This window comes from Thalassobaculum salexigens DSM 19539 (assembly GCF_000423805.1).
GTDB classification, from domain to species: domain Bacteria; phylum Pseudomonadota; class Alphaproteobacteria; order Thalassobaculales; family Thalassobaculaceae; genus Thalassobaculum; species Thalassobaculum litoreum.
On record NZ_KE384095.1, the window covers coordinates 637628 to 661485 of the forward strand.

At 68.5% G+C, this 23858-nt stretch carries 22 protein-coding genes; 6 read left to right on the plus strand and 16 right to left on the minus strand.

Going from position 1 to position 23858, the window contains the following annotated elements; translation table 11 throughout:
- Nucleotides 1-22: 22 nt before the first annotated feature.
- The 4 genes from G578_RS28845 to G578_RS0123435 all read right to left on the minus strand — a co-directional run bounded on the left by G578_RS28845 (nucleotide 23) and on the right by G578_RS0123435 (nucleotide 6931).
- Nucleotides 23-1489 carry a HAMP domain-containing sensor histidine kinase gene (locus G578_RS28845; protein ID WP_051245207.1) on the minus strand — a complete coding sequence of 489 codons (1467 nt, stop codon included), beginning with the start codon at nucleotides 1487-1489 and terminating at the stop codon, nucleotides 23-25.
- A gap of 135 nt (nucleotides 1490-1624) precedes the next feature.
- Complete coding sequence (rpoD, locus tag G578_RS0123425) at nucleotides 1625-3574, minus strand: RNA polymerase sigma factor RpoD (protein WP_028796298.1); 1950 nt, start codon at nucleotides 3572-3574, stop codon at nucleotides 1625-1627.
- A 48-nt stretch (nucleotides 3575-3622) separates the two neighbouring features.
- A complete protein-coding gene (gene dnaG / locus G578_RS0123430; protein ID WP_028796299.1) occupies nucleotides 3623-5533 on the minus strand; it encodes a DNA primase in 1911 nt (636 codons plus the stop codon).
- A 243-nt stretch (nucleotides 5534-5776) separates the two neighbouring features.
- The gene (locus tag G578_RS0123435; protein WP_051245208.1) at nucleotides 5777-6931 is read right to left on the minus strand and encodes an alpha/beta fold hydrolase; all 1155 of its coding nucleotides are present in this window, start codon (nucleotides 6929-6931) and stop codon (nucleotides 5777-5779) included.
- Between the two features lie 103 nt (nucleotides 6932-7034).
- Here G578_RS0123435 and G578_RS27925 point away from each other — a divergent pair, with 103 nt between their 5' ends.
- Nucleotides 7035-8309, plus strand: coding sequence for an MFS transporter (locus G578_RS27925; protein ID WP_051245209.1), 1275 nt, complete (start codon nucleotides 7035-7037; stop codon nucleotides 8307-8309).
- A gap of 20 nt (nucleotides 8310-8329) precedes the next feature.
- Here the strand turns inward: G578_RS27925 and G578_RS0123445 are convergent, their stop codons facing one another.
- From G578_RS0123445 to G578_RS0123490, 10 genes are all read right to left on the minus strand, one after another.
- Complete coding sequence (locus tag G578_RS0123445) at nucleotides 8330-9127, minus strand: ABC transporter permease (RefSeq protein WP_028796301.1); 798 nt, start codon at nucleotides 9125-9127, stop codon at nucleotides 8330-8332.
- Nucleotides 9120-9887, minus strand: a complete 768-nt coding sequence (locus tag G578_RS0123450; RefSeq protein ID WP_028796302.1) for an ABC transporter ATP-binding protein — start codon at nucleotides 9885-9887, stop codon at nucleotides 9120-9122. Before G578_RS0123450 ends, G578_RS0123445 begins: the two co-directional genes overlap by 8 nt.
- An 18-nt stretch (nucleotides 9888-9905) precedes the next feature.
- A complete protein-coding gene (locus G578_RS0123455; RefSeq protein ID WP_051245210.1) occupies nucleotides 9906-10949 on the minus strand; it encodes an ABC transporter substrate-binding protein in 1044 nt (347 codons plus the stop codon).
- A gap of 115 nt (nucleotides 10950-11064) precedes the next feature.
- The gene (locus G578_RS0123460) at nucleotides 11065-12444 is read right to left on the minus strand and encodes an ABC transporter ATP-binding protein (RefSeq protein WP_051245211.1); all 1380 of its coding nucleotides are present in this window, start codon (nucleotides 12442-12444) and stop codon (nucleotides 11065-11067) included.
- A complete protein-coding gene (locus tag G578_RS0123465) occupies nucleotides 12434-13264 on the minus strand; it encodes an ABC transporter permease (RefSeq protein WP_028796305.1) in 831 nt (276 codons plus the stop codon). Before G578_RS0123465 ends, G578_RS0123460 begins: the two co-directional genes overlap by 11 nt.
- Before the next feature lie 126 nt (nucleotides 13265-13390).
- Entirely contained in the window at nucleotides 13391-14260 is an 870-nt protein-coding gene (locus tag G578_RS0123470) for a 3-hydroxybutyryl-CoA dehydrogenase (protein ID WP_028796306.1), read from the minus strand.
- Nucleotides 14261-14339: 79 nt separating this feature from the next.
- Nucleotides 14340-15278, minus strand: coding sequence for an electron transfer flavoprotein subunit alpha/FixB family protein (locus G578_RS0123475; protein WP_028796307.1), 939 nt, complete (start codon nucleotides 15276-15278; stop codon nucleotides 14340-14342).
- Between the two features lie 2 nt (nucleotides 15279-15280).
- Entirely contained in the window at nucleotides 15281-16030 is a 750-nt protein-coding gene (locus G578_RS0123480; RefSeq protein ID WP_028796308.1) for an electron transfer flavoprotein subunit beta/FixA family protein, read from the minus strand.
- 172 nt (nucleotides 16031-16202) lie between these two features.
- Nucleotides 16203-16778, minus strand: coding sequence for a cob(I)yrinic acid a,c-diamide adenosyltransferase (locus tag G578_RS0123485; RefSeq protein WP_028796309.1), 576 nt, complete (start codon nucleotides 16776-16778; stop codon nucleotides 16203-16205).
- Between the two features lie 16 nt (nucleotides 16779-16794).
- Nucleotides 16795-16995 carry a twin transmembrane helix small protein gene (locus G578_RS0123490; RefSeq protein WP_028796310.1) on the minus strand — a complete coding sequence of 67 codons (201 nt, stop codon included), beginning with the start codon at nucleotides 16993-16995 and terminating at the stop codon, nucleotides 16795-16797.
- 254 nt (nucleotides 16996-17249) lie between these two features.
- Here G578_RS0123490 and G578_RS0123495 point away from each other — a divergent pair, with 254 nt between their 5' ends.
- Nucleotides 17250-19199 carry a methyl-accepting chemotaxis protein gene (locus tag G578_RS0123495; RefSeq protein ID WP_028796311.1) on the plus strand — a complete coding sequence of 650 codons (1950 nt, stop codon included), beginning with the start codon at nucleotides 17250-17252 and terminating at the stop codon, nucleotides 19197-19199.
- Between the two features lie 9 nt (nucleotides 19200-19208).
- Here G578_RS0123495 and G578_RS0123500 read toward each other — a convergent pair whose 3' ends face one another.
- Nucleotides 19209-20159 (minus strand): cupin domain-containing protein, encoded by a 951-nt coding sequence (locus G578_RS0123500; protein WP_028796312.1) that lies wholly within the window; start codon nucleotides 20157-20159, stop codon nucleotides 19209-19211.
- A 76-nt stretch (nucleotides 20160-20235) separates the two neighbouring features.
- The gene (locus G578_RS0123505) at nucleotides 20236-20940 is read right to left on the minus strand and encodes an ArsR/SmtB family transcription factor (RefSeq protein WP_028796313.1); all 705 of its coding nucleotides are present in this window, start codon (nucleotides 20938-20940) and stop codon (nucleotides 20236-20238) included.
- A 130-nt stretch (nucleotides 20941-21070) separates the two neighbouring features.
- Here G578_RS0123505 and G578_RS0123510 point away from each other — a divergent pair, with 130 nt between their 5' ends.
- The 4 genes from G578_RS0123510 (at nucleotide 21071) to G578_RS0123525 (ending at nucleotide 23822) form a co-directional block, all read left to right on the plus strand.
- A complete protein-coding gene (locus G578_RS0123510; protein WP_028796314.1) occupies nucleotides 21071-21400 on the plus strand; it encodes an NIPSNAP family protein in 330 nt (109 codons plus the stop codon).
- Nucleotides 21401-21405: 5 nt separating this feature from the next.
- Nucleotides 21406-21768 (plus strand): antibiotic biosynthesis monooxygenase family protein, encoded by a 363-nt coding sequence (locus G578_RS0123515; RefSeq protein WP_342664907.1) that lies wholly within the window; start codon nucleotides 21406-21408, stop codon nucleotides 21766-21768.
- Nucleotides 21769-21846: 78 nt separating this feature from the next.
- Nucleotides 21847-23091, plus strand: a complete 1245-nt coding sequence (locus tag G578_RS27930; RefSeq protein ID WP_084619151.1) for a multidrug effflux MFS transporter — start codon at nucleotides 21847-21849, stop codon at nucleotides 23089-23091.
- A complete protein-coding gene (locus G578_RS0123525) occupies nucleotides 23088-23822 on the plus strand; it encodes a M48 family metallopeptidase (protein ID WP_051245213.1) in 735 nt (244 codons plus the stop codon). The genes G578_RS27930 and G578_RS0123525 overlap by 4 nt, the downstream gene beginning before the upstream one ends.
- Nucleotides 23823-23858: the final 36 nt, after the last annotated feature.

The window sequence follows — 23858 nt, forward strand, 5'->3', positions numbered from 1 at the left end:
GGGGCAGCGGCGCACCTGACGGTCAGGCTTCCGCCGGCGGAGTGTCGTCGGCCGGCGGCAGGGCGCGCCAGGGCGGCAGGATGACGGTGACCCGGGTCCCCTCGCCGAACGTGCTCTCGATGAGGATCTGGCCGCCATGGGCCTGGGCGATGGCCCGGCACAGGGGCAGCCCGAGCCCGGCGCCGCGGTGTTCCCGGTGCAGGCGGGTATCGAGCTGGGTGAAGGGCTCCAGCACCTTGTCGATCTGGTCCTCGGGAATGCCGATGCCGGTATCGGCCACGAAGAGCGACACCGACCGGCGGTCGTCGACCGCCGCGCCGATGGTGATGGTGCCGTCGGACCGGGTGAACTTCACCGCGTTGGTGATCAGGTTGGACAGGAGCTGCAGGATCAGCCTGGCGTCGGCGCGCAGCGGCGGGACGTCCGCGTCGACCGCCACCCGGACCGTCAGGCCCGAGGCGTCGATCTCCGTCCGGCTCATGTCGATGGCCCGGCGGATCTGGGCGTCGACGGCGAGGGTCGAATCCGCCGGGATCAGGCCGCCGGCCTCGGCACGCGACAGGTCCAGCAGGTCGTTGATCAGGTCCAGAAGGTGGGTGCCGCTGGTGCGCACGATCTCGGCGTAGCTGCTGTAGCGCTCGTCGCCCAGCGGGCCGAACTTCTGGTTCTTCAGCACCTCGGCGAAGCCGATGATCGCGTTCAGCGGGGTGCGCAGCTCGTGGCTCATATTGGCCAGGAAGGCGCTCTTGGCGCGGTTGGCGGCGCGGGCCTCGTCGCGGGCGCGCTTGAGCTCGACGGTGCGCTCCTCGACCCGCTGCTCCAGATCGATGCGGGCCTCGTCGAGAGCGTTCTCATAGGCGGTATGGCGGCGCTGCATGCGGTTGAAGGCCTCGATCACCCGGGCGACCTCGTCCGCGCCGCTCCACTGCACCTCCTCGCGCGGTGCGCCGAGGCGGGTGCTGTCGATCGCCTTCTGCAGCTCCTTCAGCGGCCGGCCGATCACCAGGTCGAATGCCGCCTGGGCGGCGAAGACGATGGCGACGCTCAGCAGGATGGCGAAGGCGATCAGCACCAGGGTGCGCGAGCGGGCCGAGGCGCGGATGCCGGCATCCGTCATCACCAGCTCGAGCCGGCCGGCCTCCTGGAGATCGGCGCCGGCATCGTACCGGATCGGCGCCTCGCCGGTTATGGATTTGCCCAGGGGTGTCTCGCGCGCGCCGAACTCGGCCAGGGTGCGGCCGGCGCGGTCGGTGATGAAGATGCCGATCAGGTCGGGGTCGATCAAGGCCGGGACCGCCTGGCTGGCGATCAGGGCCTCGTTGCGCTCCCACACCGCCCGGGCCAGCATGACCGAATTGCTGGCCAGCGTCCGGTCGAGCTTCATCTCGAGCCGCTCGACCGCGTCGTTATAGGTCTCGACCTCCAGCAGGACGAAGAACCCGCCGACCACCGTGATCACCAGGGGCAGGATGACGGCCAGGAACGCCATCCTGACCGACCTGAACCGGTACACCCGGCTCAGGCCCCGCCGGACTAGGGAGTCCGGTTTCGCCGCCGCGGCCTTGACCGTCGGATCCTCGTTTTCCCTGGGACCCCGCACCCCATGTCGTCCTCAGGCAGGGGATCAGTAGTCGAGGAAGCTGCGCAGCTTTCGCGACCGCGACGGGTGCTTCAGTTTGCGGAGCGCCTTCGCCTCGATCTGACGGATACGCTCACGGGTCACGCTGAACTGCTGGCCGACCTCTTCAAGGGTGTGGTCGGTGTTCATGCCGATGCCGAAGCGCATGCGCAGCACCCGCTCCTCGCGCGGCGTCAGGCTGGCCAGCACCCGCGTCGTGGTCTCGCGCAGGTTCGCCTGGATCGCGGCGTCGAGCGGCTGGACCGCGTTCTTGTCCTCGATGAAGTCGCCGAGATGGCTGTCCTCCTCGTCGCCGATCGGCGTCTCGAGGCTGATCGGCTCCTTGGCGATCTTCAGGACCTTGCGGACCTTCTCCAGCGGCATCACCAGCTTCTCGGCCAGCTCCTCCGGGGTCGGCTCGCGGCCGATCTCGTGCAGCATCTGGCGCGAGGTGCGCACCAGCTTGTTGATCGTCTCGATCATGTGCACGGGAATGCGGATGGTGCGGGCCTGGTCGGCGATCGAGCGGGTGATCGCCTGGCGGATCCACCAGGTGGCGTAGGTCGAGAACTTGTAGCCGCGACGGTATTCGAACTTATCGACCGCCTTCATCAGGCCGATATTGCCCTCCTGGATCAGATCCAGGAACTGCAGGCCGCGGTTGGTGTATTTCTTGGCGATGGAGATCACCAGGCGCAGGTTCGCCTCGACCATCTCCTTCTTCGCGCGGCCGGCCTCGCGCTCGCCCTTCTGCACGGTCTGGACGATGCGGCGGAACTCGCTGATCGGCAGGCCGGCATCGGCCGAGATCACCGCCAGGTCGGCGCGATGGTTCTCGATCTGGTCGCCGTAGCTCTCGAAGAACCGGGCCCAGCGTGCGTCCTTCTTCGACACGCGCTCGCCCCAGCCGGGCTCCAGCTCGTTGCCGAAATGCTCGGCCATGAAGGATTGGCGCGGCACCTTCACGCTGTCGGCCATGCGCCAGAGCTGCATGTCCACCTGGGTCATGCGGCGGTTCAGCGAGTAGAGCTGTTCGACCAGGGCCTCGATGCGGCCGTTGTTCAGGCGCACGCTCTCCATCGCCTCGATCAGCTCGCCCTTGAGCTTCTCGTACTTGCGCTCGGTGGTGCGGGCCAGCTCCTCGCCGCGGGTCAGCTTCTCGATGCGGCGCTTCTGCATGCGCGCCAGCTTGCCGTAGGTGTCGGCGATCTTGTCGAAGTTCTCCAGCACCTGCGGGATGAGCTGCTGCTCCATCGCCGACAGGGACAGGTTGTTGTCCTCGCCGTCCTCGGAATCCTCGTCGTCGTCCTCGGTCTCGCCCTCGGCCTTCTCGGTGGCGGTGCCGTCGCCGCCGACGCCCTCGGCGGCGGGAGCGGCCGGCGGGTTCTCGGCGCCGTAGGTGGCTTCCAGGTCGATGACGTCGCGCAGCAGGATGGCGCCGTCCTTGAGCTGGTCGCGCCAGTGCACCAGGGCGCGTATGGTCAGCGGGCTCTCGCAGATGCCGCCGATCATCATCTCGCGGCCGGCCTCGATGCGCTTGGCGATGGCGATCTCGCCCTCGCGGGACAGCAGCTCGACCGAACCCATCTCGCGCAGATACATGCGCACGGGGTCGTCGGTGCGGCCGACATCCTCGTCGGAGACGTTGCCGGCGACCGCGCCGTCGGCCTCGCCCTTGTCCTCGTCCTTGTCGCCGTCGTCCTCGTTCTCGACGACGTTGACGCCCATCTCGCTGAGGGCGCTCATGATGTCCTCGATCTGCTCGGAGGACATCTCCTCCTGGGGCAGGGCCGAGTTCACCTCGTCATAGGTCAGGTAGCCCCGCTCCTTGCCCTTCTTGATGAGGTTCTTGACCGCCTGGTTGATATTGTCCAGCAGCGGCCCGTCCGGCGCGGCACCCTCTTCGCGGGTGTCCTCGTCGTCGTTCTGAGCCGCCGTCGCTGTCTTAGTCGCCATGAGCCTTCGACCTCATCGTTGTCGCCGGTGTCGACCCCGGCTCCGTTCTCAGTTCGCGTCTTCCAGCGCCGACGCGGAGGTAATCGCCTGAAGCGTGCTTTGCAGGCTCAGCATGCGCTGCCAGCTAGCCTCGCTGAATGTCTGTCCGTATTCCCGCTGCGCATCGAACAGTTGCTCTCGTAGCAGAGGGCCGGCGAATCGTCCAAGCAGTTCCGCCAATCCCTGTCGCGCATCGGAATGGCTGGCGCTCTTCCGAGCGAAGCCCGCATGGTGCAGCGCCTCGTCGGCCAGCAAGCCATCCACAGTGTCCGAATAACCTAACGCCATGAAGTGGTCGCGAAGACCGTCCGCGTCAAGCCCAGGGTCCTCCGCGTTGATCTCTAGAATTTGACGGCGAAGCTTGTCAAGGAATGGGTCGTCGAGGGAGAGCGTGGCGAGCACCTCGCCCAATTCGTCCAGCAGTCCCGGATGGTGCATGAACGTGGCCAGAATGACCTGCTGCTGGCGCCGGGGCAGGACCGCATCGACCCGGGCGCGGGCGGTGCGGCTGCCGACCGGTTCGGGCGGCGGCGGCGGGGTCCAGCGTCCGCCGCGCTGGCGGTCGTTGCCCCGGCTCCGCTGGAATCCGCCCCGGCCCTGATCGCGCCCGGCGCCTCCGCCGAAGCCGCGCCCCCCGTTGCGACCCTGGGGTCTGCGCATCTCCTCGATCCGGGCCTCCATGTGGTCCCGGTAGGCGATCTGCACGCCCTGATCGGCGACCTCGCGCACCAGGTCGCGCATGCGCTTGAAGAAGGCGGCCCGGCGTTCCGGGGTGTCCGTGGGGTTGGACACCAGCTCGCTGGCCCACAGGAAGTCGGCGAGCCCCCGGGCGGTGCCGAGAATGTCGCGCAGCGCCTTCTTGCCGTCGCCCTTGATCAGGTCGTCCGGGTCCTGGCCTTCGGGCAGGGTGACGAAGCGCAGCGAATGGCCGGGCTTCAGCAGCGGCAGGGCGCGGTCGCAGGCGCGGCGCGCGGCGCGCTGGCCGGCGGTGTCGCCGTCGAAGCACAGGATCGGCTCCGGCGTCAGGCGCCACAGCTCGACGATCTGGTCCTCGGTCAGCGCGGTGCCGAGCGGGGCGACCGCCGGGAAGCCGGCCTGGGCGAGCGCGATCACGTCCATGTAGCCTTCGGCGACCAGCAGCTCGCCGGACTTGTGGGCGGCTTCGCGCGCCTGGGCCAGGCCGTAGAGCACCCGGCCCTTGTGGAACAGCGGGGTGTCCGGCGAGTTCAGGTATTTCGGTTGGCCGTCGCCCAGCACCCGGCCGCCGAAGGCGATGACCTTGCCGCGCCGGTCGGTGATCGGAAACAGCACCCGGCCGCGCATGTAGTCGACCGTCTCGCCGGCGCGCTCGCCCTCGTCATAGCGTTTGACGAGACCGGCCTCCACCAGCACCTCGGTGTCCACGCCCTCGGCCTTCAGGGCGCGCTGCAGCGCCTTGCGGTCGTCCGGCGCCCAGCCCAGGCGGAAGGCCTTGACCGTCTCGTCGGTCAGGCCGCGTTCCTTCAGGTAGCGCAGTCCGGCGTCGCCGGCCGATGTGTGGAGCTGGCGCTCGTACCAGCGGCAGGCGAGGTCCACCACCTCCTGCAGCGAGCGGCGGCGTTCGGCGCGCTGCTGCTCCTCGGGGCTCTCCTTCGGCACTTCCAGTCCGGCCAGCGACGCGACCTGCTCGACCGCCTCCATGAACTTGAGGCCGTCGTTCTCCATCAGGAACTTGAAGACGTCCCCATGCGCCCCGCAGGCGAAGCAGTGATAGAAGCCCTTGTCGTCGACGATCGAGAGCGACGGTTTGCTGTCGTTATGGAACGGGCAGAGCGACAGGAACTCGCGGCCCTTGCGCTCCAGCTTGTACTTCCGGCCGATCACGCTGGAGACCGTCACGCGGTCGCGCAGCTCGTCGAGGAAGTGCGGAGGAAGCGACATGGGCGGGGGCACTCGGCATATCGGGATGCGGGGCCGCGATCATACGCCTGTCGGGCGGCAGAGTCATGGCGATGACCTCACTCCCCCCATCCCTTTCACACACTCCCCGGATTTATTCCGGGGCAAGCGCTGGGCGCGAAACCTGGCGTCGGAGAAAATCCACCCACCCCCGCCCGGTTGACCCGATTGCCCCGGAATAAATCCGGAGAGTGTGGGGGGGTGGAATCATAACGAGCGCGCTTTCTACACCCCCCGCAGAAACGCCAGCAGCTGCTCCACCACGGCCTCCGGCTGCTCCTGCTGCACCCAGTGGCCGGCGCCCTCGATCAGGTGGGTGCCGCGCCAGTCCGGGCAGACGGCATCGCTGGCCATCGCCTCCAGCGCGCCGGGGAACTGGTGGATGCCCCAGTCCTGGGCGCCGGCGATGAAGGTCGCCGGCACGTCGATGGTGCGTCCTGAGAACACCTCCTGCTCGGACAGGAAGGCGCCCGTGGTGTTGCAGCGGTACCATTGCAGCCCGCCCTGGAAGCCGGTGCGGCCGTACTCGCCGGCATAGACCGCCAGCTCGCGCTCCGGCAGCCAGCTATTGGCGGCGATCTCGGCGTCGGACGGCATCTCCTTGGCCACGGTCTGCGCCATCGTCTCGTTCAGGTCCATGATGTAGTAGGTCGGCATCTGTGCCAGCGCCTCCGCCGTCCAGCCGTCCAGCCGGAACGGCCGGTTGCCGGCCCAGTCGGCGCTCTTGTGGTGGTAATAGGCGCGCAGGAAGGCGTGCAGACCCTGGGGGCAGTCGGTCATGTCGGCATTGGCCGGGCGGGTGGCGTAGTACCACTGGTAATGCTTGCGCGGCCGGGCCAGGGCGGCGAGGTCGGCATGGACGTCCGCCTTCGCCGCCGGCGCCTCGAACGGCGTCTTCGGCGGGCCGGGGAAGGGCGAGCTCATCATCGCCAGGGCGCGGAACACGTCGGGGCGGACCAGGGCGCAGGTCGCGGCGATGGGCGAGCCGAAATCGTGGCCGATCACCGCCTCCACATGCCGGCGGCCCAGCGCGGCCAGCAGGCCCAGGATGTCGCGCAGCAGGTTCAGCGGGCGGAACGGCGTCAGCGGGCCGTCGTACTCGGCGTCCCAGCCGGTGGTACGGCCGTAGCCGCGCTGGTCGGGGGCGACCACGTGATAGCCCGCTTCGGCCAGGGCCGGCATCACCTTGCGCCAGCTATAGGCCAGCTCCGGGAAGCCGTGCAGCAGCAGCAGGCAGGGCTTGTCCGCCGCCTTCTCCCATCCGGCCTCCAGAAGATGCATGCGCAGCCCGTTGATGTCCTCGACGAAGCGCGAGCGCACGCCGTCGGGAAGAAGCGACGGGTCCAGCGGGTCCTGGGGGGTGAGCGAGGGATGGGTCATGGCGGGGCGTCTCCGGCTGTCCCGGGCTGTTCATTTGCCCGGTGTGTCGTTGAACCCCTATCCTAGGCCGTCCGTTCCTTTCCGCGATAGCGCCCGGGATCCCATGATCGCTTCCGTCTCCGCCCTGCTGACCAGTCTCGCCCTGCTGCTTGCCGGCAACGGGCTGCTGACCCTGTTGCTGCCGACCCGGGCGGCCCTGGGGGGCATGGCGACGGGGGCCATCGGCCTCGCCATGTCCGGGTATTTCGTCGGCTACGTGATCGGCTGCCTGCTGACCCCGCGGATCGTGCAGCGGGTCGGCCATATCCGCAGCTTCGCAGCCTTGGCCGCCCTGGCGGCGGCGACGGCGCTGGCCTATGCGCTGGCGGGGGATCCGGTCGCCTGGTTCCTGCTGCGCGCCCTGTCCGGCATCGCCATGTCGGGGCTCACGATGATCGTGGAGAGCTGGCTGAACGACCGGGCGACCGACGAGACCCGCGGGCGGATCATCTCGGTCTACCGCATCGTCGACCTGAGCGCGGTGTCGGTCGGCCAGCTCCTGCTCAGCGTCGCCTCGCCGGCCGGGTTCGAGCTGTTCAGCCTGTCGGCGATCCTGATCGTTCTGGCCCTGGTGCCCACGGCGGTCTCGACCGCCCAGGCGCCGGCGCCGATCCAGAACGTGAAGATCCGGCTGTTCTATCTCTGGCGGATCTCCCCCCTCGGGCTCGCCACCGCCCTGGCGGTGGGCGTGGGCAATGGGGCGTTCTGGTCGCTCGGCGCGGTGTTCGGACAGAAGACCGGGCTCGATGCCGTCGGCATCTCCCTGTTCATGACGGCGGTGGTGATCGGCGGTGCTGTGATGCAGGTGCCGATCGCCGCCCTCGACCGGCATTTCGACCGCCGCCTGCTGCTTATCGCCGCCGCCTTCGCCACCTCCATCGTCAGCGCGGCGGCGGCGTTTCTGGCGTCGATCTCGGTAACCTGGGCCATAATCTCCGGATTCGCGCTGGGCGGCCTGTTCCTGCCGATCTACGGGCTGGCGCTCGCCCATGCCAATGACCGGCTGGAGGCCGGCGACTTCGTGGTGATGAGCGGCGGCCTGTTGCTGACCTACGGCCTGGGCGCCATCGTCGGTCCGCTGATCGCCTCGCTGTTGATGGAGGCGATGGGGCCGCGCGCTCTGTTCCTGCATGTTTCCGCGGTGTGGTTCCTGCTGGTGCTGTTCGGTCTGTGGCGTCTGAGGGCGCGCCCGCCGGTGGCGCTGGAGGAGCAGGCGGAACTGGTGCCGACCCCGCGTGGCGGCACCATGATGTTCGAGCTCGATCCGCGCACCGAGGATCCGCAGCCGGACGCGGAAGAGGCCGAACCGCCGAAGCCGGTCGGGGATGGCGGCCAATAGATTCTGGTCGGCAGGCCGGATCAGCGGCGCCAGGCGAGCAGGGCGCGTTCTGCCCGGCTGATCAGCCAGTTCACCACCAGGCCGATGGCCGAGAGGATGGCGACGCCGGCGATCAGCTCGTCGGTCGCCATCAGGCTGCCGGCCAGCAGGATATAGGCGCCGATGCCGTATTCGGCGCCGATCATCTCGGCGGCGACCAGCAGCACGATGGCGATGGCGGCGGAGATCCGGAAGCCCGGCAGAATCGCCGGCAGCGCGCCGGGCAGGATGATCTTGCGCACGATGGAGAACCAGGACAGCCCGAAGGACTGGCCCATGCGGATCAGGGTGCGGTCCACATTGTCGACTCCGCCATAGGTGGCGACCACGGTGGGGAAGAAGGTGCCGAACAGGATGGTGGCGACCTTGGAGCCCTCGCCGATGCCGAACCAGATGACGAAGAGCGGCAGCAGGGCGATCTTCGGCACCGGGAAGATGGCGGCGACGATGGGGGCGAGCCCGGCCCGGGCCAGGGAGAACAGCCCGATGCTCAAGCCCACGGCGACACCCAGCACCGTCCCCAGGCTCCAGCCGACGACGAGACGCTGCAGCGAGGCGCCCAGATGGTCCCAGATCAGTCCGGTTTCCACCAGCCGGGCCAGGGCGGCATAGACCTCCGAGGGGGCGGGCAGCACCAGCGGCGGGATCACCCCGGTGCGGCACCCGATCTCCCACAGGGCGACGATCGCCACGAACACCAGCGGGCCGACCAGCCCCAGCTTGCGCGCGGTGAAGCCGCCGCCGCGGAACGGGACCGGCTGAACCTGTTTCTCAGCCACCGACCAGCTCCTTCTCCGCCGCTTCCGCCTCGTCGCGGATCAGTGCCCAGAGCCGGGACTGATGCGCCTCCAGCTCGGCCATGCGGTCGGTCCGCTCGCCCAGGGGCATGTCGATATCGACGATCTCGCGGATCCGGCCCGGACGGCGCGACAGCACGATGACCCGGTGGCCGAGCCGTACGGCTTCCGCCAGGTTGTGGGTGACGTAGACGGCGGAGAACCGCTCGCGCTCCCACAGGGCGACCAGATCGGCCATCAGCAGCTCGCGGGTCTGGGCGTCCAGGGCCGAGAGCGGCTCGTCCATCAGCATGACGGCGGGCGACACCGCCAGCGCCCGGGCGATCGCCACGCGCTGGCGCATGCCGCCGGAGAGCTGGCGCGGCCAGGCCTTGCGAAACTCGGTGAGGTTGGTGCGGGCGAGCACACCGGCGACGATCCGCTCCGTCTCCGCCGCGCCCAGGCGATGGTCCTCCAGCACGAGGCGGATGTTGCCCTCCACGCTGCGCCAGGGCAGCAGGGCGAAATCCTGGAAGATGAAGGTCAGCGGGTTGAGGCTGGCCGCGGGCGGGGCGCCGACCTGCAGGATCTCGCCGCTATCCGGCCGCTCCAGCCCGCCGATCATCCGCAGCAGGGTGGATTTCCCGCAGCCGGACGGGCCGACGATGCACACGATGCGGCCGGCCGGGACCTCGAAACCGATCCCGTCCAGCACGGTGAGCGGGCCGTAGGCGTGGCCGACGTCCCGGATCTTCAGGTCCACGGCCCGCTCCCGTCGGGGTCAGTAGGTCTCGACGTAGCTCGGGTCGACCAGACCGTCGATCCCGATATCGCTCTTCACCAGGCCCTCCGCCTTGAACCAGGCGAGCTGGTCGGCGACGTTGGTGACGTTGAGCTTCGCCCCTTCGTTCAGCCGGATCGCGCCGTTGCGGATCGACACCGAGGCCTTCTCGTAGGGCTGGGTGGTGTAGACGTATTTGTGGATCAGCTTGGTCACCGCCTCGGCCTCGTCCTCGCCGGCGGTCCTGTCGACCAGGGCGGCGTTGAAGTCGGCGGCCCCCTTGGCGAAGGCGGTCAGGAACCGCTCGGTCTGGTCGCGCTTGCCGGCGGCGATGTCGGCCGAGGTGAAGACGGTGGTCACCTGATAGTCCGGGGCGTAGTCGTTGACCCAGCCGATGATGTGCACCGCACCGCCGCCGGCCAGCGCCTTGGCGATGTGCGGGACGATGGCCCAGGCGTCGACCTGGCCGGACTTCAGCGCGGCGATGACGTTCGGCACCTTCTGCAGCGGGGTCAGTTTCATGTCGGCGACGGTGAAGCCTTCCTTCTCGGCGATGCGCGCGGCCATGTAGTGGAAGGAGGAACCGGCCTGGGTGATGGCGAAGCTGCGGCCCTTGAGCTTGGCGGGGGAGGTCACACCCTCCTTGAAGGCGGCGTCTGAGACCACGATGGCGGAGCCGTCGATGCCCTTCTCCTCGTGCATCACGCCGCCGATCACCTTGATCGCGCCCTTGTCGGCCAGGTTGATCAGGCCGCCGGTGATCGCGGTGATGCCGTAGTCGATATCGCCCGAGGCGATGGCCACCGCCATCGGCTGGGCCGCCTGGAAGAACTCGAACTCGACGTCGAGCCCGGCCTCCTTGAAGTAACCGCGCTCGAAGGCGATGAAGCTGGCGGCGTGGGAGGCGAAGCGCAGGGCCCCGACCTTGATTGTGTCGGTGGCCGAGGCGAGGCTGGCGCCGCCGGTCACGGCCGGTACGGCGACCAGGGCCGCGAGAAGGGCGCGGCGCGCGACGGCGCCGAAAGCTGAACGGGTTGCCCGCATGTTTCGTTTCCTCCGGGTGGTGTCTCCGCCGCCCCTCGGCGGGAGCTTGGCGCGATAATACCGGGATGAGCCGCTGCGACCAGATCTTGCCGCCGGACTTCGCCGCAGCGACGGGTCAGGCCTCGGTGCCGGGCGCCGGCGACGGGTCGAAGTCGATCGACGGAATGATCCCCAGATCGACGATGCCGACAAGGCTGTCGTCCGGGTCCGGCAGCACCTGGAACATCAGCGCATCCAGGATCCGGTGCAGGGAGTCCCGCTCGCCATTGACCAGGCCGTTGACCCCGGTATTGGCGAAATAGGTCCCGGGCATCAGCGTACAGGTGAACTCGAAAGCCACCGAGATCCGGTCGCCCGAGGTGAAGCTCGGCAGGTCGTCGGCCAGACGCTGGGTCGCGCGGCCGCCGACCTCCACGCCGGTCTTGGTCTTGAACAGGGTGGCGAAGCGGACCTTGCGGCAGTCGCCCTCGAAGGACACGTCGTAGCGCAGGACGTAGGAGCGGCCGCGCACCAGCAGGTTGACCCGCTGGCCGTTCACCGTCTCGATCCGCGGGTCCTGGATGGTCGCCCCGTTGCCGCCATGCTCCACCCGGCTTTCGCTGACGAAGGTGGCGTCCATGCCGGATTCCACATCCTTCGCGCCGCCGCCGGCCGCCGAGGCGGCCTCCACCGCATGGCCGCGGTCCAGGATCTCGGTGCGGATGCGCTCGCGGTCGGCGCCGGGCGCGTGGGTCAGGCGGTAATAGTTCGAGGCGACCTCCTTGGGCTCGCCGTCGATCAGCACCTCGCCGCGGTCCATCAGCACCGCCCGGTCGCAGAGCTGGGTGACCATGCCCATGGCATGGCTGACGAACAGGATCGTCGCGCCGGCGTCGCGCATCGCCTCGATCCGGGCCAGGCATTTGCGCTGGAAGCCCTCGTCGCCCACGGCCAGCGCCTCGTCGACGATCAGGATGTCGGGATCGACGCTGACCGCGATCGAGAAGGCGAGGCGGACATACATGCCGCTGGAATAGGTGTTCACCGCCCGGTCGATGAAATCGGCGAGGCCGGAGAATTCGACGATGCTGTCGAAGCGGGCGTCGATCTCCTCCTGGGTCAGGCCGAGGATGGCGGCGTTCAGGTAGATGTTCTCGCGGCCGGTGAACTCGGGGTTGAAGCCGGCGCCCAGCTCCAGCAGGGCGGCGGGGCGGCCGTGCACGGTGACCGAGCCGCCGTTGGGCTGCAGCAGTCCGGCGATGACCTGCAGCAGGGTCGACTTGCCCGAGCCGTTGGAGCCGACGATGCCGACGGTCTCGCCCCGATTGACGGTCAGGGAGACGTTCGTCAGGGCCATGAAGACGTCGTAGTAGCGCCCCCGGCCCATGGACAGCATCTGCAGCAGGCGGTCGGCCGGACGCTTGAAGATCGAGAAGGCCTTGGAGACGTTCTCGATGACGATGGCGGGCTCTGCGGCCCGCCGTGCCGTGCCGGACGGAGTCGCGTCAGACGACATCGGCGAAGCCCTTCTTGGTGCGCTGGAACCAGAACGCGCCGAACCACAGGAAAACCGCCGCCACGCCGGTATAGATCGCCAGATGCTCAAGGTCCGGCATCACCCCCCAGAGGGCCAGGTCGCGGGTGGCGTGGACCGGCACCGACAGCGGGTTGAACCAGATCAGCGTCTTCAGGAACTCCGGCAGGGTGTCGGGCGGGAACAGGATCGGGCTGCCGAACAGCAGCACCGTCGACAGGATGCCGACCACATGGCCGATATCGCGCAGGAACACGCCGAGCGAGGCGAAGATCCAGGAAATTCCCAGCACCACGGCGAAGAACGGGATCCAGACCAGCGGCACCAGCAGGATGGTCGGCGGCACCGTGCCGTTGAAGAACAGGACGGCGGCGACCAGGATCACGAAGTTGAAGCCCAGGGTCACCGCCGCCGAGCCGGTCGCCACCAGGGACAGCATCTCCAGCGGGAAGACCACCTTCTTCACGAAGTTCACGTTCTCCAGCACCAGCACCGGCGAGCGCGTGAGGACTTCGGTGATGAAGAAGTGCAGCATCAGGCCGGAGAACAGGATGATGCCGTAGTTGTAGTCGACATCCGGCACCCGGGACGGGAACCGCACCTTCAGAATCGTGCTGAACACATAGGCGTAGATCACGAAGGTCAGCAGTGGCGTCAGCAGGGCCCAGACCATGCCCAGCGCCGACTTGCGGTAGCGGGACAGAATGTCCCGACGGACGAGCTGGCGCAGGATCAGGCGGTGGGTGACCAGCGAGCGGCAGATATCCGCGGGCGTGGTGAGGAAACGGGGCGCTGGCGTCATTGCACTCGGGTCTACGGGCTCCGGCCGGGCCGTCGGCGACTGCCAAGGCGGGCCGTCGACACTCCGCGCGGTGTACCCGATCGGCCAGGGGATGGCAATTGCGGCCCATCGCCCCGATGCGCGTGCCTACCGGGTCGGGACCGGCCGTTCGGAGTGGTAGTCGTAGAAGCCGCGCTTGGTCTTGCGGCCGAGCCAGCCGGCCTCGACGTATTTCACCAGCAGCGGGCAGGGCTGGTACTTGGCGTCGGCCAGGCCGGAATGCAGCGAATGCATGATCGCCAGGCAGGTGTCGAGACCGATGAAATCGGCCAGCTCCAGCGGTCCCATCGGGTGGTTGGCGCCGAGCTTCATCGCGGTGTCGATGCTCTCCACCGAACCGACCCCGGCATACAGCGTGTAGATCGCCTCGTTGATCATCGGCATCAGGATGCGGTTGACGATGAAGGCGGGGAAATCCTCCGCCACGCTCACCGTCTTGCCGAGGGACTCCGCCAGCCTGCGCACCGTGTCGAAGGTCGGCTGCTCGGTCTGGATCGCGCGGATCAGCTCGACCAGCTGCATCACCGGGACCGGGTTCATGAAATGCATGCCGACGAACTTGCCGGGCCGGTCGGTCGCGGCGGCGAGCCGGGTGATGGAGATCGACGAGGTGTTGGTGGCGATGATCGCGTCTGGCGACAGGTGCGGGACAAGGGACTTCAGGACGTCGCGCTTGACCTCCTCGTCCTCGCTGGCGGCCTCGATCACCAGATCGCAGTCGCCGAACAGGGCGTAGTCCTTGCCGGTGACGATGCGCTGCTGGGCGATCTCCGCCGCATCGACGGACAGACGGCCGCGGGCGACCTGCCGGGAGATGTTGGTCTCGATGGTCGCCAGGGACGCGGCGATGACCTCGTCCTTGACGTCGATCATGCGCACGTCATAGCCGGCCACCGCGCAGATCTGCGCGATCCCGGTACCCATCTGACCGGCCCCTATGATGCCGATCCGTTCCATGATCCCTCCGGGCACCCCATCGGGCGTGTCCGGCCCCCGCGCCTTGCCGTGGCGGCTGCGCGCGGGGGCCGGGTGATGGTCAGGCCTTGTCCAGAGCCTCGCTGAGCTCCGGCACCGCCTTGAAGAGGTCCGCCACCAGGCCGTAATCGGCGACCTGGAAAATCGGGGCCTCCTCGTCCTTGTTGATGGCCACGATGACCTTGCTGTCCTTCATGCCGGCCAGGTGCTGGATGGCGCCCGAGATGCCGACCGCGATGTACAGGTCGGGGGCGACCACCTTGCCGGTCTGACCGACCTGATAGTCGTTCGGCACGAAGCCGGCGTCCACCGCCGCGCGCGAGGCGCCGACGGCGGCCCCGAGCTTGTCGGCGATCTCTTCCAGCATCTTGAAGTTCTCGCCGTTCTGCATGCCGCGGCCGCCGGAGATCACCACCTTGGCGGAGGTCAGTTCCGGACGGTCGGATTTTGACAGTTCCTGGCCGACGAAGCTGGACAGGCCCGCGTCGCCCTCGCCGCTGCCGTCCTCGACGCTGGCCGAACCGCCCTCGGCGGCGGCCGGGTCGAAGTTCGTGCCGCGCACGGTCACCACCTTGGTGGCGTCCGACGACTTCACCGTCGCCAGCGCGTTGCCGGCATAGATCGGCCGCACGAAGGTGTCGGCATCGACAACCTCGATGATGTCGGACACCTGGGCGACGTCCAGCAGGGCGGCCACGCGCGGCATGATGTTCTTGCCGACGGTGGTCGCGGTCGCCAGCACGTGGCTGTGACCCTCGGCCAGCTTGGCGATCAGCGGCGCCAGGTTCTCGGCCAGGGTGTGGCCGTACTCGGCGCTGTCGACCTTGATGACCTTGGTGACGCCGGCGACCTTGGCGGCCGCCTGGGCAGCACCGTCGCAGCCGGAACCGGCGACCAGGGCGACCACGTCGCCGCCGATCTGCGTGGCGGCGGTGACCGCGTGCAGGCTGGCGGGCGAAATGGCGTCGTTGGTGTGTTCGAAGAAGATCAGCGTGCTCATGATCAGATCACCTTCGCTTCGTTCTTCAGCTTCGAGACCAGCTCGGCGACGTCGGCGACCTTGGTGCCGCCTTCGCGCTTCGGCGGTTCCACGACCTTCACCGTCTGCAGGCGCGGCGCCGGGTCGACGCCGAGATCCGCCGGGCTCATCTGCTCGATCGGCTTCTTCTTCGCCTTCATGATGTTCGGCAGCGACGCGTAGCGCGGCTCGTTCAGGCGCAGGTCGGTGGTGACGATGGCCGGGGCCTTGACCTTGATGGTCTCCAGGCCGCCATCGACCTCGCGGGTGACCGTCAGGTCGCCGTCGCCGATCTCGATCTTCGAGGCGAAGGTCGCCTGGCTCCAGCCGAGCAGGGCGGAGAGCATCTGGCCGGTCTGGTTGCAGTCGTCGTCGATCGCCTGCTTGCCGAGGATGCAGAGATCCGGGCTTTCCTTCTCCACGATGCCCTTGAGCATCTTGGCGACCGCCAGCGGCTCGACATCGCCGTCATGGACCACGTGGATGCCGCGATCGGCGCCCATGGCCAGGGCGGTGCGGATCGTTTCCTGAGCCTGGGTCGGGCCGATGGACACGGCGATGACCTCGGTGGCCTTGCCGGCTTCCTTCAGACGGATCGCCTCTTCAACGGCGATCTCGTCGAACGGGTTCATCGACATCTTCACATTGGCGAGCTCGACACCGCTTTGGTCGGCCTTGACGCGGACCTTAACGTTGTAGTCGATCACCCGCTTGACGGGGACGAGTACCTTCATGGCTCCCTCGAACGATTTCGGATCTGACGGCCTTACTGGACCGAGCGCCGTGATTTCGGGCGACCCCGCTCTTTAGAAAGCGCTCGGTCCCAAGTCAACCCGGCCCCCGACCGGGACCGGTGGAATTCGGTGGATTCGCGGCTGTGAGCCCGATTTGCCCTCTGATTTCTCGTTATCGGTTTGCGCCGGGCACCCACAGCACGTCCGTCGCACCCCGGTCATTGACCCAGCGCGCCAGCACGAAAAGGTGGTCCGACAGTCGGTTCATGTACTTCACCACCTCGGCGCCGATCGGCTCCTGGGTGGCGGCCAGGGTGATCTCGCGCTCCGCCCGCCGGGCGATGGTCCGCGCCAGATGCAGATGGGCCGCCGTCGGCTTGCCGCCCGGCAGGATGAAGGAGTTCAGGGGCGCCAGCTCGGCATTCATCGCATCGATCTCCGTCTCCAGGCGGGCGACCTGCTCGGCGGTGATCCGCAGCGGCGGATATTTCGGGTTGTCCTCCTCCGGCGTGCAGAGGTCGGCGCCCAGGTCGAACAGGTCATTCTGGATACGGGCCAGCATCGCGTCGGTCTCATCGCCGCCATCGGCCACGGCGGTCAGCCGGGCGATGCCGATCGCCGCATTGGCCTCGTCGACGGTTCCGTAGGCGGTCGGACGGGCCGAATGCTTGGCCACGCGGGTGCCGTCGCCCAGCGAGGTCTGCCCCGCATCGCCGCCGCGGGTATAGATCTTGGTCAGCTTCACCATGGGCCGTTGCGCTCCCTCACCCTTTGCCGATCGCCGTGAGCAGCACCATGAAGACGCAGATCGCGATGAACTGGAACAGGATGCGGTAGCGCATCATCTTGTTGGACCATTTGGCGTTGAATTCGCCGCCGCGGGCCATGGCGATGACGCCCCAGACCAGCGCGCCGACCGTGGCCGCCATGGCGAGAAGCATCATGATGAAGAGAAACGTGTTCATGATCAGGAGATATAGCGGGTCCGCGGCCGGCTTCGATACCGAAACCGACATTTCCGTGTGACGGATCGACGCGAGGGGGCCGGATAATCGGTAGACGGCTTGGGCAGACGGCGTGATCTAGGGGGGTGGCAGCACCTTTGAATAATGTCAGATACCTTTGTTTGACGATTAATTTAATTTTAAGGAGAGACTCATACGGTCCGGGCAACTTGCCTGGCCGGGAGCGGGTCGGGCTGTCTTTCTGGAGGTGAGATATGGCCCGGCTCTCAGTAACTCAACGCATCGCGACGATCAGTCTGGTCGCCGTTACCGGGTTCCTCCTGGTCCTTGGGGTCGTTTACTGGGCCCATGTCGAGCAGGTCGAGGTGACCGAGCGGCAGCAGCGCGCCACCCAGAAGCTCGCCCTGGTGGAGCGGGTCGCTGAGGGCTTCCTGAACGCGCGGCGGCGGGAGAAGGACTTCCTGCTCCGCCTGGACGACAAGTATATCGGGCAGCATGCCGGCGTGATTGACGAGCTGCAGGCGAATTTCGCGGCCCTGGCCGGCCTGGCCGACGGCAACGAGGCGGCGCTGCTGAGCCAGCTGCGCGACCGGATCTCGGCCTACCAGACGGAATTCGTCGATCTCTCGAACGCGACCATCGCGCTCGGCCTGGACGAGACGCTGGGGCTGCAGGGCAGTCTGCGCTCGGCCGTGCACAAGGCGGAAACGCTGATCGAGCAGCACGCGACCGACGACCTGATGGTCAAGCTGCTGATGATGCGCCGCCACGAGAAGGACTTCATCCTCCGCCAGGATCCGAAATATATCGGCCGGCTCGACGATCGGATCGCCGAGTTCACCGCCCTGCTGGACGGCAAGCCGGTCGAGGAGAGCGTGAAGGCGGACATGGTCGCCGCCCTTGGGGTCTACCGGGCCGATTTCGGCAACTACGCCGCCGCCGTGCTGGCGAATGTCGAGAAGACGGCGGCCCTGTCGGCGACCTTCGCCTCGGCCGAACCGCTCATGGAGGAGCTGCGGGCCGGGATCGAGCGGGATTACGAGACCGCCGTGGAGGAGTTCGACCGGATCAGCCAGGAGGCGTTCCTCATCACCCTGGTGCTGATCGCCGTGATCGCGGCGGCCTGCCTGGCCCTCGGCCTGTTCGTCGGCCGCTCGGTGTCGCGCCCGGTCGCCAGCCTGACCGAACGCATGCGGGCGCTGGCCGGCGGCGACAAGACCGTCGAGGTGCCGAATACCGAGGCGGGCGACGAGATCGGCGACATGGCCAGGGCGGTGCTCGTGTTCAAGGAAAACATGATCCGCAACGACGAAATGGCCGCCGAGCAGGAGGTCCAGCGGGCCGCCCGCGAGCGCCGCGCCCAGGCGATCGAGCGGATCACCGGCACGTTCGACAACCAGGTGCGCGAGATGCTGCAGGTGGTGGCCAATGCCACCCATGAGCTCGACGCCTCGGCCCAGTCGATGCTGCACATCTCCGAGCAGACCACAAGCCAGGCCTCGATCGTCGCCTCGGCCTCCCACGAGGCCTCGGCCAATGTGCAGACCGTCGCCACGGCGACCGAGGAGTTGGGCGCCTCCATCAGCGAGATCGGTACCCGGGTGAGCGACAGCTCCCGCATGGCCGGCGAGGCCGAGGAGCAGGCCCGGGCCAGCAGCGAGGCGGTGACCAGCCTGGAGAGTTCGGCCCAGGAGATCGGCCAGATCGTCACGCTGATCCAGGAGATTTCCGAGCAGACCAACCTGCTCGCCCTGAACGCCACCATCGAGGCGGCCCGGGCGGGCGACGCGGGCAAGGGTTTTGCCGTCGTCGCCAGCGAGGTGAAGAGCCTGGCGACCCAGACCGGCAAGGCGACGGAGCAGATCGCCAACCAGATCACCCGCATCCAGCAGGAGACCGGCCGCTCGGCGAATGCGATCCGGACCATCGCCCAGACCGTGTCGCAGCTTCGGGAGACCGCTGCCGGTATCGCCGCGGCGGTGGAGGAGCAGTCCTCGGCCACCCAGGAGATCAGCCGCAGCGTCCAGGAGGCGGCCGTCGGCACGGAAAGCGTGTCCGAGAACATCGGCCGGGTCGATGCCGGCGCTCGGGAGACCGGCGCCTCGGCCCAGGAGGTCCAGGCGACCAGCGGTGAACTCGCCCGTCAGAGCGAGTCCTTGAGCAAGATGATCGCCAGCTTCCTCGACGAGGTCCGCGCCGCCTAACCTTCCCGTTTAGTCGGAGAACGCGAAGCCCATTGTGCGGGCGTAGTAGTGCAGCCCGCCGTCCTGGACGATCAGGAAGCGGGCGAGCCCGGCGCCGCCATTGTGGTGGCTGTGCACCTCGGCCGGCGGAGTGACCATGGTGGAGAACGGCGACCAGTCGATCCGTTCCCCGTCGATCATCGAGAAACAGCCCGGCCCGTCGACGCAGAGCGTGATCGCGGCGGCGTTGTGCCTGTGCGGCCGCTGGTGCTGGCCGGGGGCGAGGGTGTTCATCGCCAGGGTCATCGACGGCATGGCGTTGCGGCTGTCGGCCGTGCGCTCGGAGGCGAAGATCAGCGCCACCCCGGCCTGATCCTCGTTCGCCGGCATGTTGGTCAGCACCTCGATCTGCCGGGCGATCTCGTCGGCAGTGTAGTGCACCGGGTCGATCCGCGCGCTGTCCGGTGTCGGCGCGCGCAGCCCCTCGAAGGCCAGCACCGGCTCGTTGGTGACGACCCACAGGACGGCGGCGGCCTCGCCGTCGGCGGTGTGGCTCACCTCGTGGCCGCCCGGCAGCACCAGGACATCCCCCGGTCCCCAGGCGATGGTCTCGCCGGCGATGGTCGTCGTGCCGCTGCCGACGATGGCGTAGATCACCTCGCCGCTGGCGACGAAGCGGGTGGTGAGCGTGTCGCCGGGGGTGAGGCGCAGGTAGCGGGCGAGCACCAGGGGCGTTGTGGCGGGGAACGGCGCGCCGATCGCGTCCGACTGGTCCATCGGGTGCAGACCGCTCGGCGAATCCTCGGCGAAGGCGGCGTCGCGCTCGGCGTCGAACCGGGCGCGCGGCACGGCGGGGAGTTTCAGGTTGAAGGCGTTGCCCGAGTTGAAGAACCGCGCCCGGCGCTGGGCGTCGGTGTCCGCCTGCATCGGCGGATCCCCGTCGAGAACGGCGGCGTCGGCGGGCTTTATCGCGGTCGACATGGGGCGTCTCCTGGGCTGGTCCCGGTTCCCCATGCTGACGGATGACCCGCCATGGCGCTAGAGGCGGACTGTGGCGTCAGCCCATCCCGGCAATGCCGAAGCGCTCGCGCAGGGCCTGCTGGCCCTTGGGTGTGACGTGCAGGGCCCGGCTGCCGGCGACCCGGGTGACCCAATGCTGCTCGATGAAATGGCTGCACACCGCCGCCCCCAGGCGCCCGGCCAGATGCGGGCGGCGCTCGCTCCAGTCCAGGCAGGGCCGGCAGAGCGGCCGCGTGACGCGCGTCGTCGGGGCGTTGACGGCGATGCCGAGCGCGGCCAGCCGCTCCATTCCGTTCGGCGTCACGATGCCCGCCCCGTCGTCGAAGGCGATGACGTCGCGGGCGACCAGCGCGTCGGTGACCGCCACGCCGAGTCCGCCGGCCAGGTGGTCGTAGCAGGTCCGGGCCAGCCGCATCTGGGCGTCGCGCGGCCCGGTGACCGGCATGCGGGTCGGGTCGGGCAGGGTGACCGCGGCGATCCGCATCACGCTCTCGATCAGCTCCGCCACCTCGGGGGACGCGAGACGGTGATAGCGGTGGCGGCCCTGGCGCTCGACCGCCAGCAGATTGGCCTCGGCCAGCCGGGCGAGGTGGCCGCTCGCCGTCTGCGGCGCCACCCCGGCCACCCCGGCAAGCTCTCCCGCCGTCAGCGCCCGCCCGTCCATCAGCGCACCCAGCATCGCCGCGCGGGCCGGCTCGCCGATCAGCAGGCCGATCTCCGCCATGCGGTTGGTGTTGACCATGCGGGCCTCCGGGCCTGGGGACAGTGCCTCCCAGGGTACCTCTGCCGGGAGAGCGACGCTACGGCGCGGGCCGAAGCATCGGATCGACCGGCTCGGGCATCCCTGCGGCATCGCAACCGAGGAGAGCGCCATGATCACCTGCGTCATCGAATACGAGATCGATCCCTACAAACGCGCCGCGTTCGAGGCCTATTCCCGCGTCTGGGGCCAGGCGATCCCGCGCTGCGGGGCGGATCTGATCGGCTATTTCGCCCCGCATGAGGGCTCGGCGACCCGGGCCTACGGGATCTATTCGCTCGACAGCCTGGCCGCCTACGAGGCCTATCGCGCCCGCCTGGCGGCCGATCCGCTGGGCCGAGAGAACTACGAATTCGCCAAGTCGGAGCGGTTCATCCTGAAGGAGAACCGGACGTTCCTGACGCTCTCCTCGGGTCCGCATGCGCCGTTGGTGACGCCTTGATCGCCGTGCTGTTCGAGCTGGAGCCACTCGGGGGCCAGCGCGACGCCTATCTGGCGCTCGCGGCGGAGCTGAAGCCGGTACTGGAGGAGATAGACGGCTTCGTGTCGATCGAGCGGTTCCAGAGCCTGAGCAATCCGGACAAGCTGCTGTCGCTCTCGGTGTTCCGCGACGAGGCGGCAGTGGCGGCCTGGCGCAACACGATGCTGCACCGCCGGGCACAGGCGGCAGGCCGGGTGGCGATCTTCCGAGACTACCGCCTGCGCGTGGCGAGCGTGCTGCGGGACTACGGCATGACCGAACGGGCCGAGGCGCCGGCGGATTCACGGGCGGCGCATGGGCCGGGACGCCTAGCCGCCGATGCGGGATGACACTGTTCGCAGTTGCGAGATTGTCGCCGGCGTGGCGCGGGTCTATAGCGATGGGGTGCAAATTCAGCGGATTCCTTCATGAGCTCGAGCGCGCCCCCAGCGCCATTCGTAGCCACGCGACCGGGCTCGATCGCGTTGCTGACCTTCATGGTGGCGCTCGGGCAGATGTCGCTCGGCCTCTACCTGCCCTCGCTGCCCTCCCTGGCCCATGCCATCGGCGCGACCCGGGCCGAGGCGCAGCTCACCCTGACGGTCTTCCTCGGCGGCTTCGCCGTCAGCCAGCTGTTCTGGGGGCCGCTCGCGGACCGGTTCGGCCGCCGGATCACCCTGCTGATCGGGCTGGTGGTCTATGCCGCCGCCGGGCTGGCCTGCGCCCAGGCCGACACGATCCACGAGCTCATCGTCTTCCGCTTCTTCCAGGCGCTCGGCGCCTGTTCCGGCCAGGTGGTGGCCCGGGCGATGGTGCGCGACAGCACAGAAGGGGCGGCGACGGCGGTGGTGATGAGCTACATCGCCATGTCCATGTCCCTGGCCCCGGCGATCACCCCGGCGCTCGGCGGATTCCTTGAGACCCATTTCGGCTGGCGGGCGAATTTCATCGCCCTGGGCGCGATCGGCGCGACTCTGTTCGTGCTGACCCTGGCGCGGGTTCCGGAGACATTGAGCAACCGGGTGGTCGATGCCCTGTCGCCGATCCGTGTGGTGCGGAACTACGGCATCCTGCTCAGCGACCGCACCTATGTCTGTTACATCGTGACCGTCGGCGGGATCTTCGGCGCCTATATGGCCTACACCACGGCCACCCCGTTCGTGCTGATGGAGATGCTCGGCTGGTCGCCCCAGGCCTTCGGCTTCCTGATCCTGTTCAACGTCGTCGCCTTCCTGTCGAGCAGCATTCTGGCGGGCCGGCTGGCGCCGATCTACGGTCCGCGACGGATGGCGCGGATCGGCACCGCCATCGGTCTGGTGGCCGGGCTGGCGATGATCGCCGCACCGCTGACGGGCCACCTGTCGACCCCGGCGGTGATCGGACCGGCCATGCTGCTGCTGGTCGGCATGGCCTTCGCGATCCCCAACGCCATGGCCGGCGCCATGCAGAACTTCCCCTATATCGCCGGGTCGGCCTCGGCCTTTCTCGGCTTCAGCCAGATGGCCCAGGCGATGATCGCCTCCTTCGCGGTCGGCGCGATCGGCGGCAACATCCATCTGACCATGGCCGGCGCCACCCTCGCCTGCACGGTCGCCAGCCTGACCGCCGCCCTGCTGCTGCCCAGGCCGTCTCCTTCCCCCGCCGCGAATCAGGTAAGCTCGCCGCCGTCATGACCCGCACCGCGCCGCTCGAACAGGACATCCTCGTCCTCACCGATACCGACGGGACCGAGATCCCGGTCCCGGTGCGGCGCAGTGCGCGGGCCCGCCGCATGCTGCTGCGGGTCGATCCGGTGCGCGGCGGCCCGGAACTGGTGCTGCCGGCGGGTGCTAGGATCGACGCGGCGCGGACCTTCGCCACCAGGAATCTCGGCTGGCTGCGCGCCCGGCTGGCGCATCTGCCGGCCCGGACATCGTTCGTTCATGGGGCCGCCGTCCCGATCCTGGGCCGCGAGCATGTCATCCGTCACCGCCCGGACCAGCGTGGCGGGGTCTGGCGGGTCGAGGATCCGGACGGGTCGGTCGAACTGCACGTCTCGGGTGCTGGGGACCATCTGGCGCGCCGGGTGACGGACTTTCTCAAAGGAGAGGCCCGCAGGACCATCGCTCCCCGCGCGAAGTTGCATGCCGCGGCCCTGAACCGCCGGGTCGGGCGGGTCACCGTCCGGGATACCGCGACCCGCTGGGGCAGCTGCTCGTCGCGCGGCGACCTCTCCTTCTCCTGGCGTCTGGTCCTGGCGCCGGAGGAGGTGCTGGACTACGTCGTTGCCCACGAGGCGGCGCATCTGGTGGAGATGAACCATTCCGACCGGTTCTGGACCCTGGTCGAGCGGCTGATGCCCGACTACAGCCGCCCGCGCGCCTGGCTGAAGCGGCACGGCTCCAAGCTGCATGCATACGGCTGACGCCGAAATGCGCGCTGCGCTTGCCGCAATCGGCCG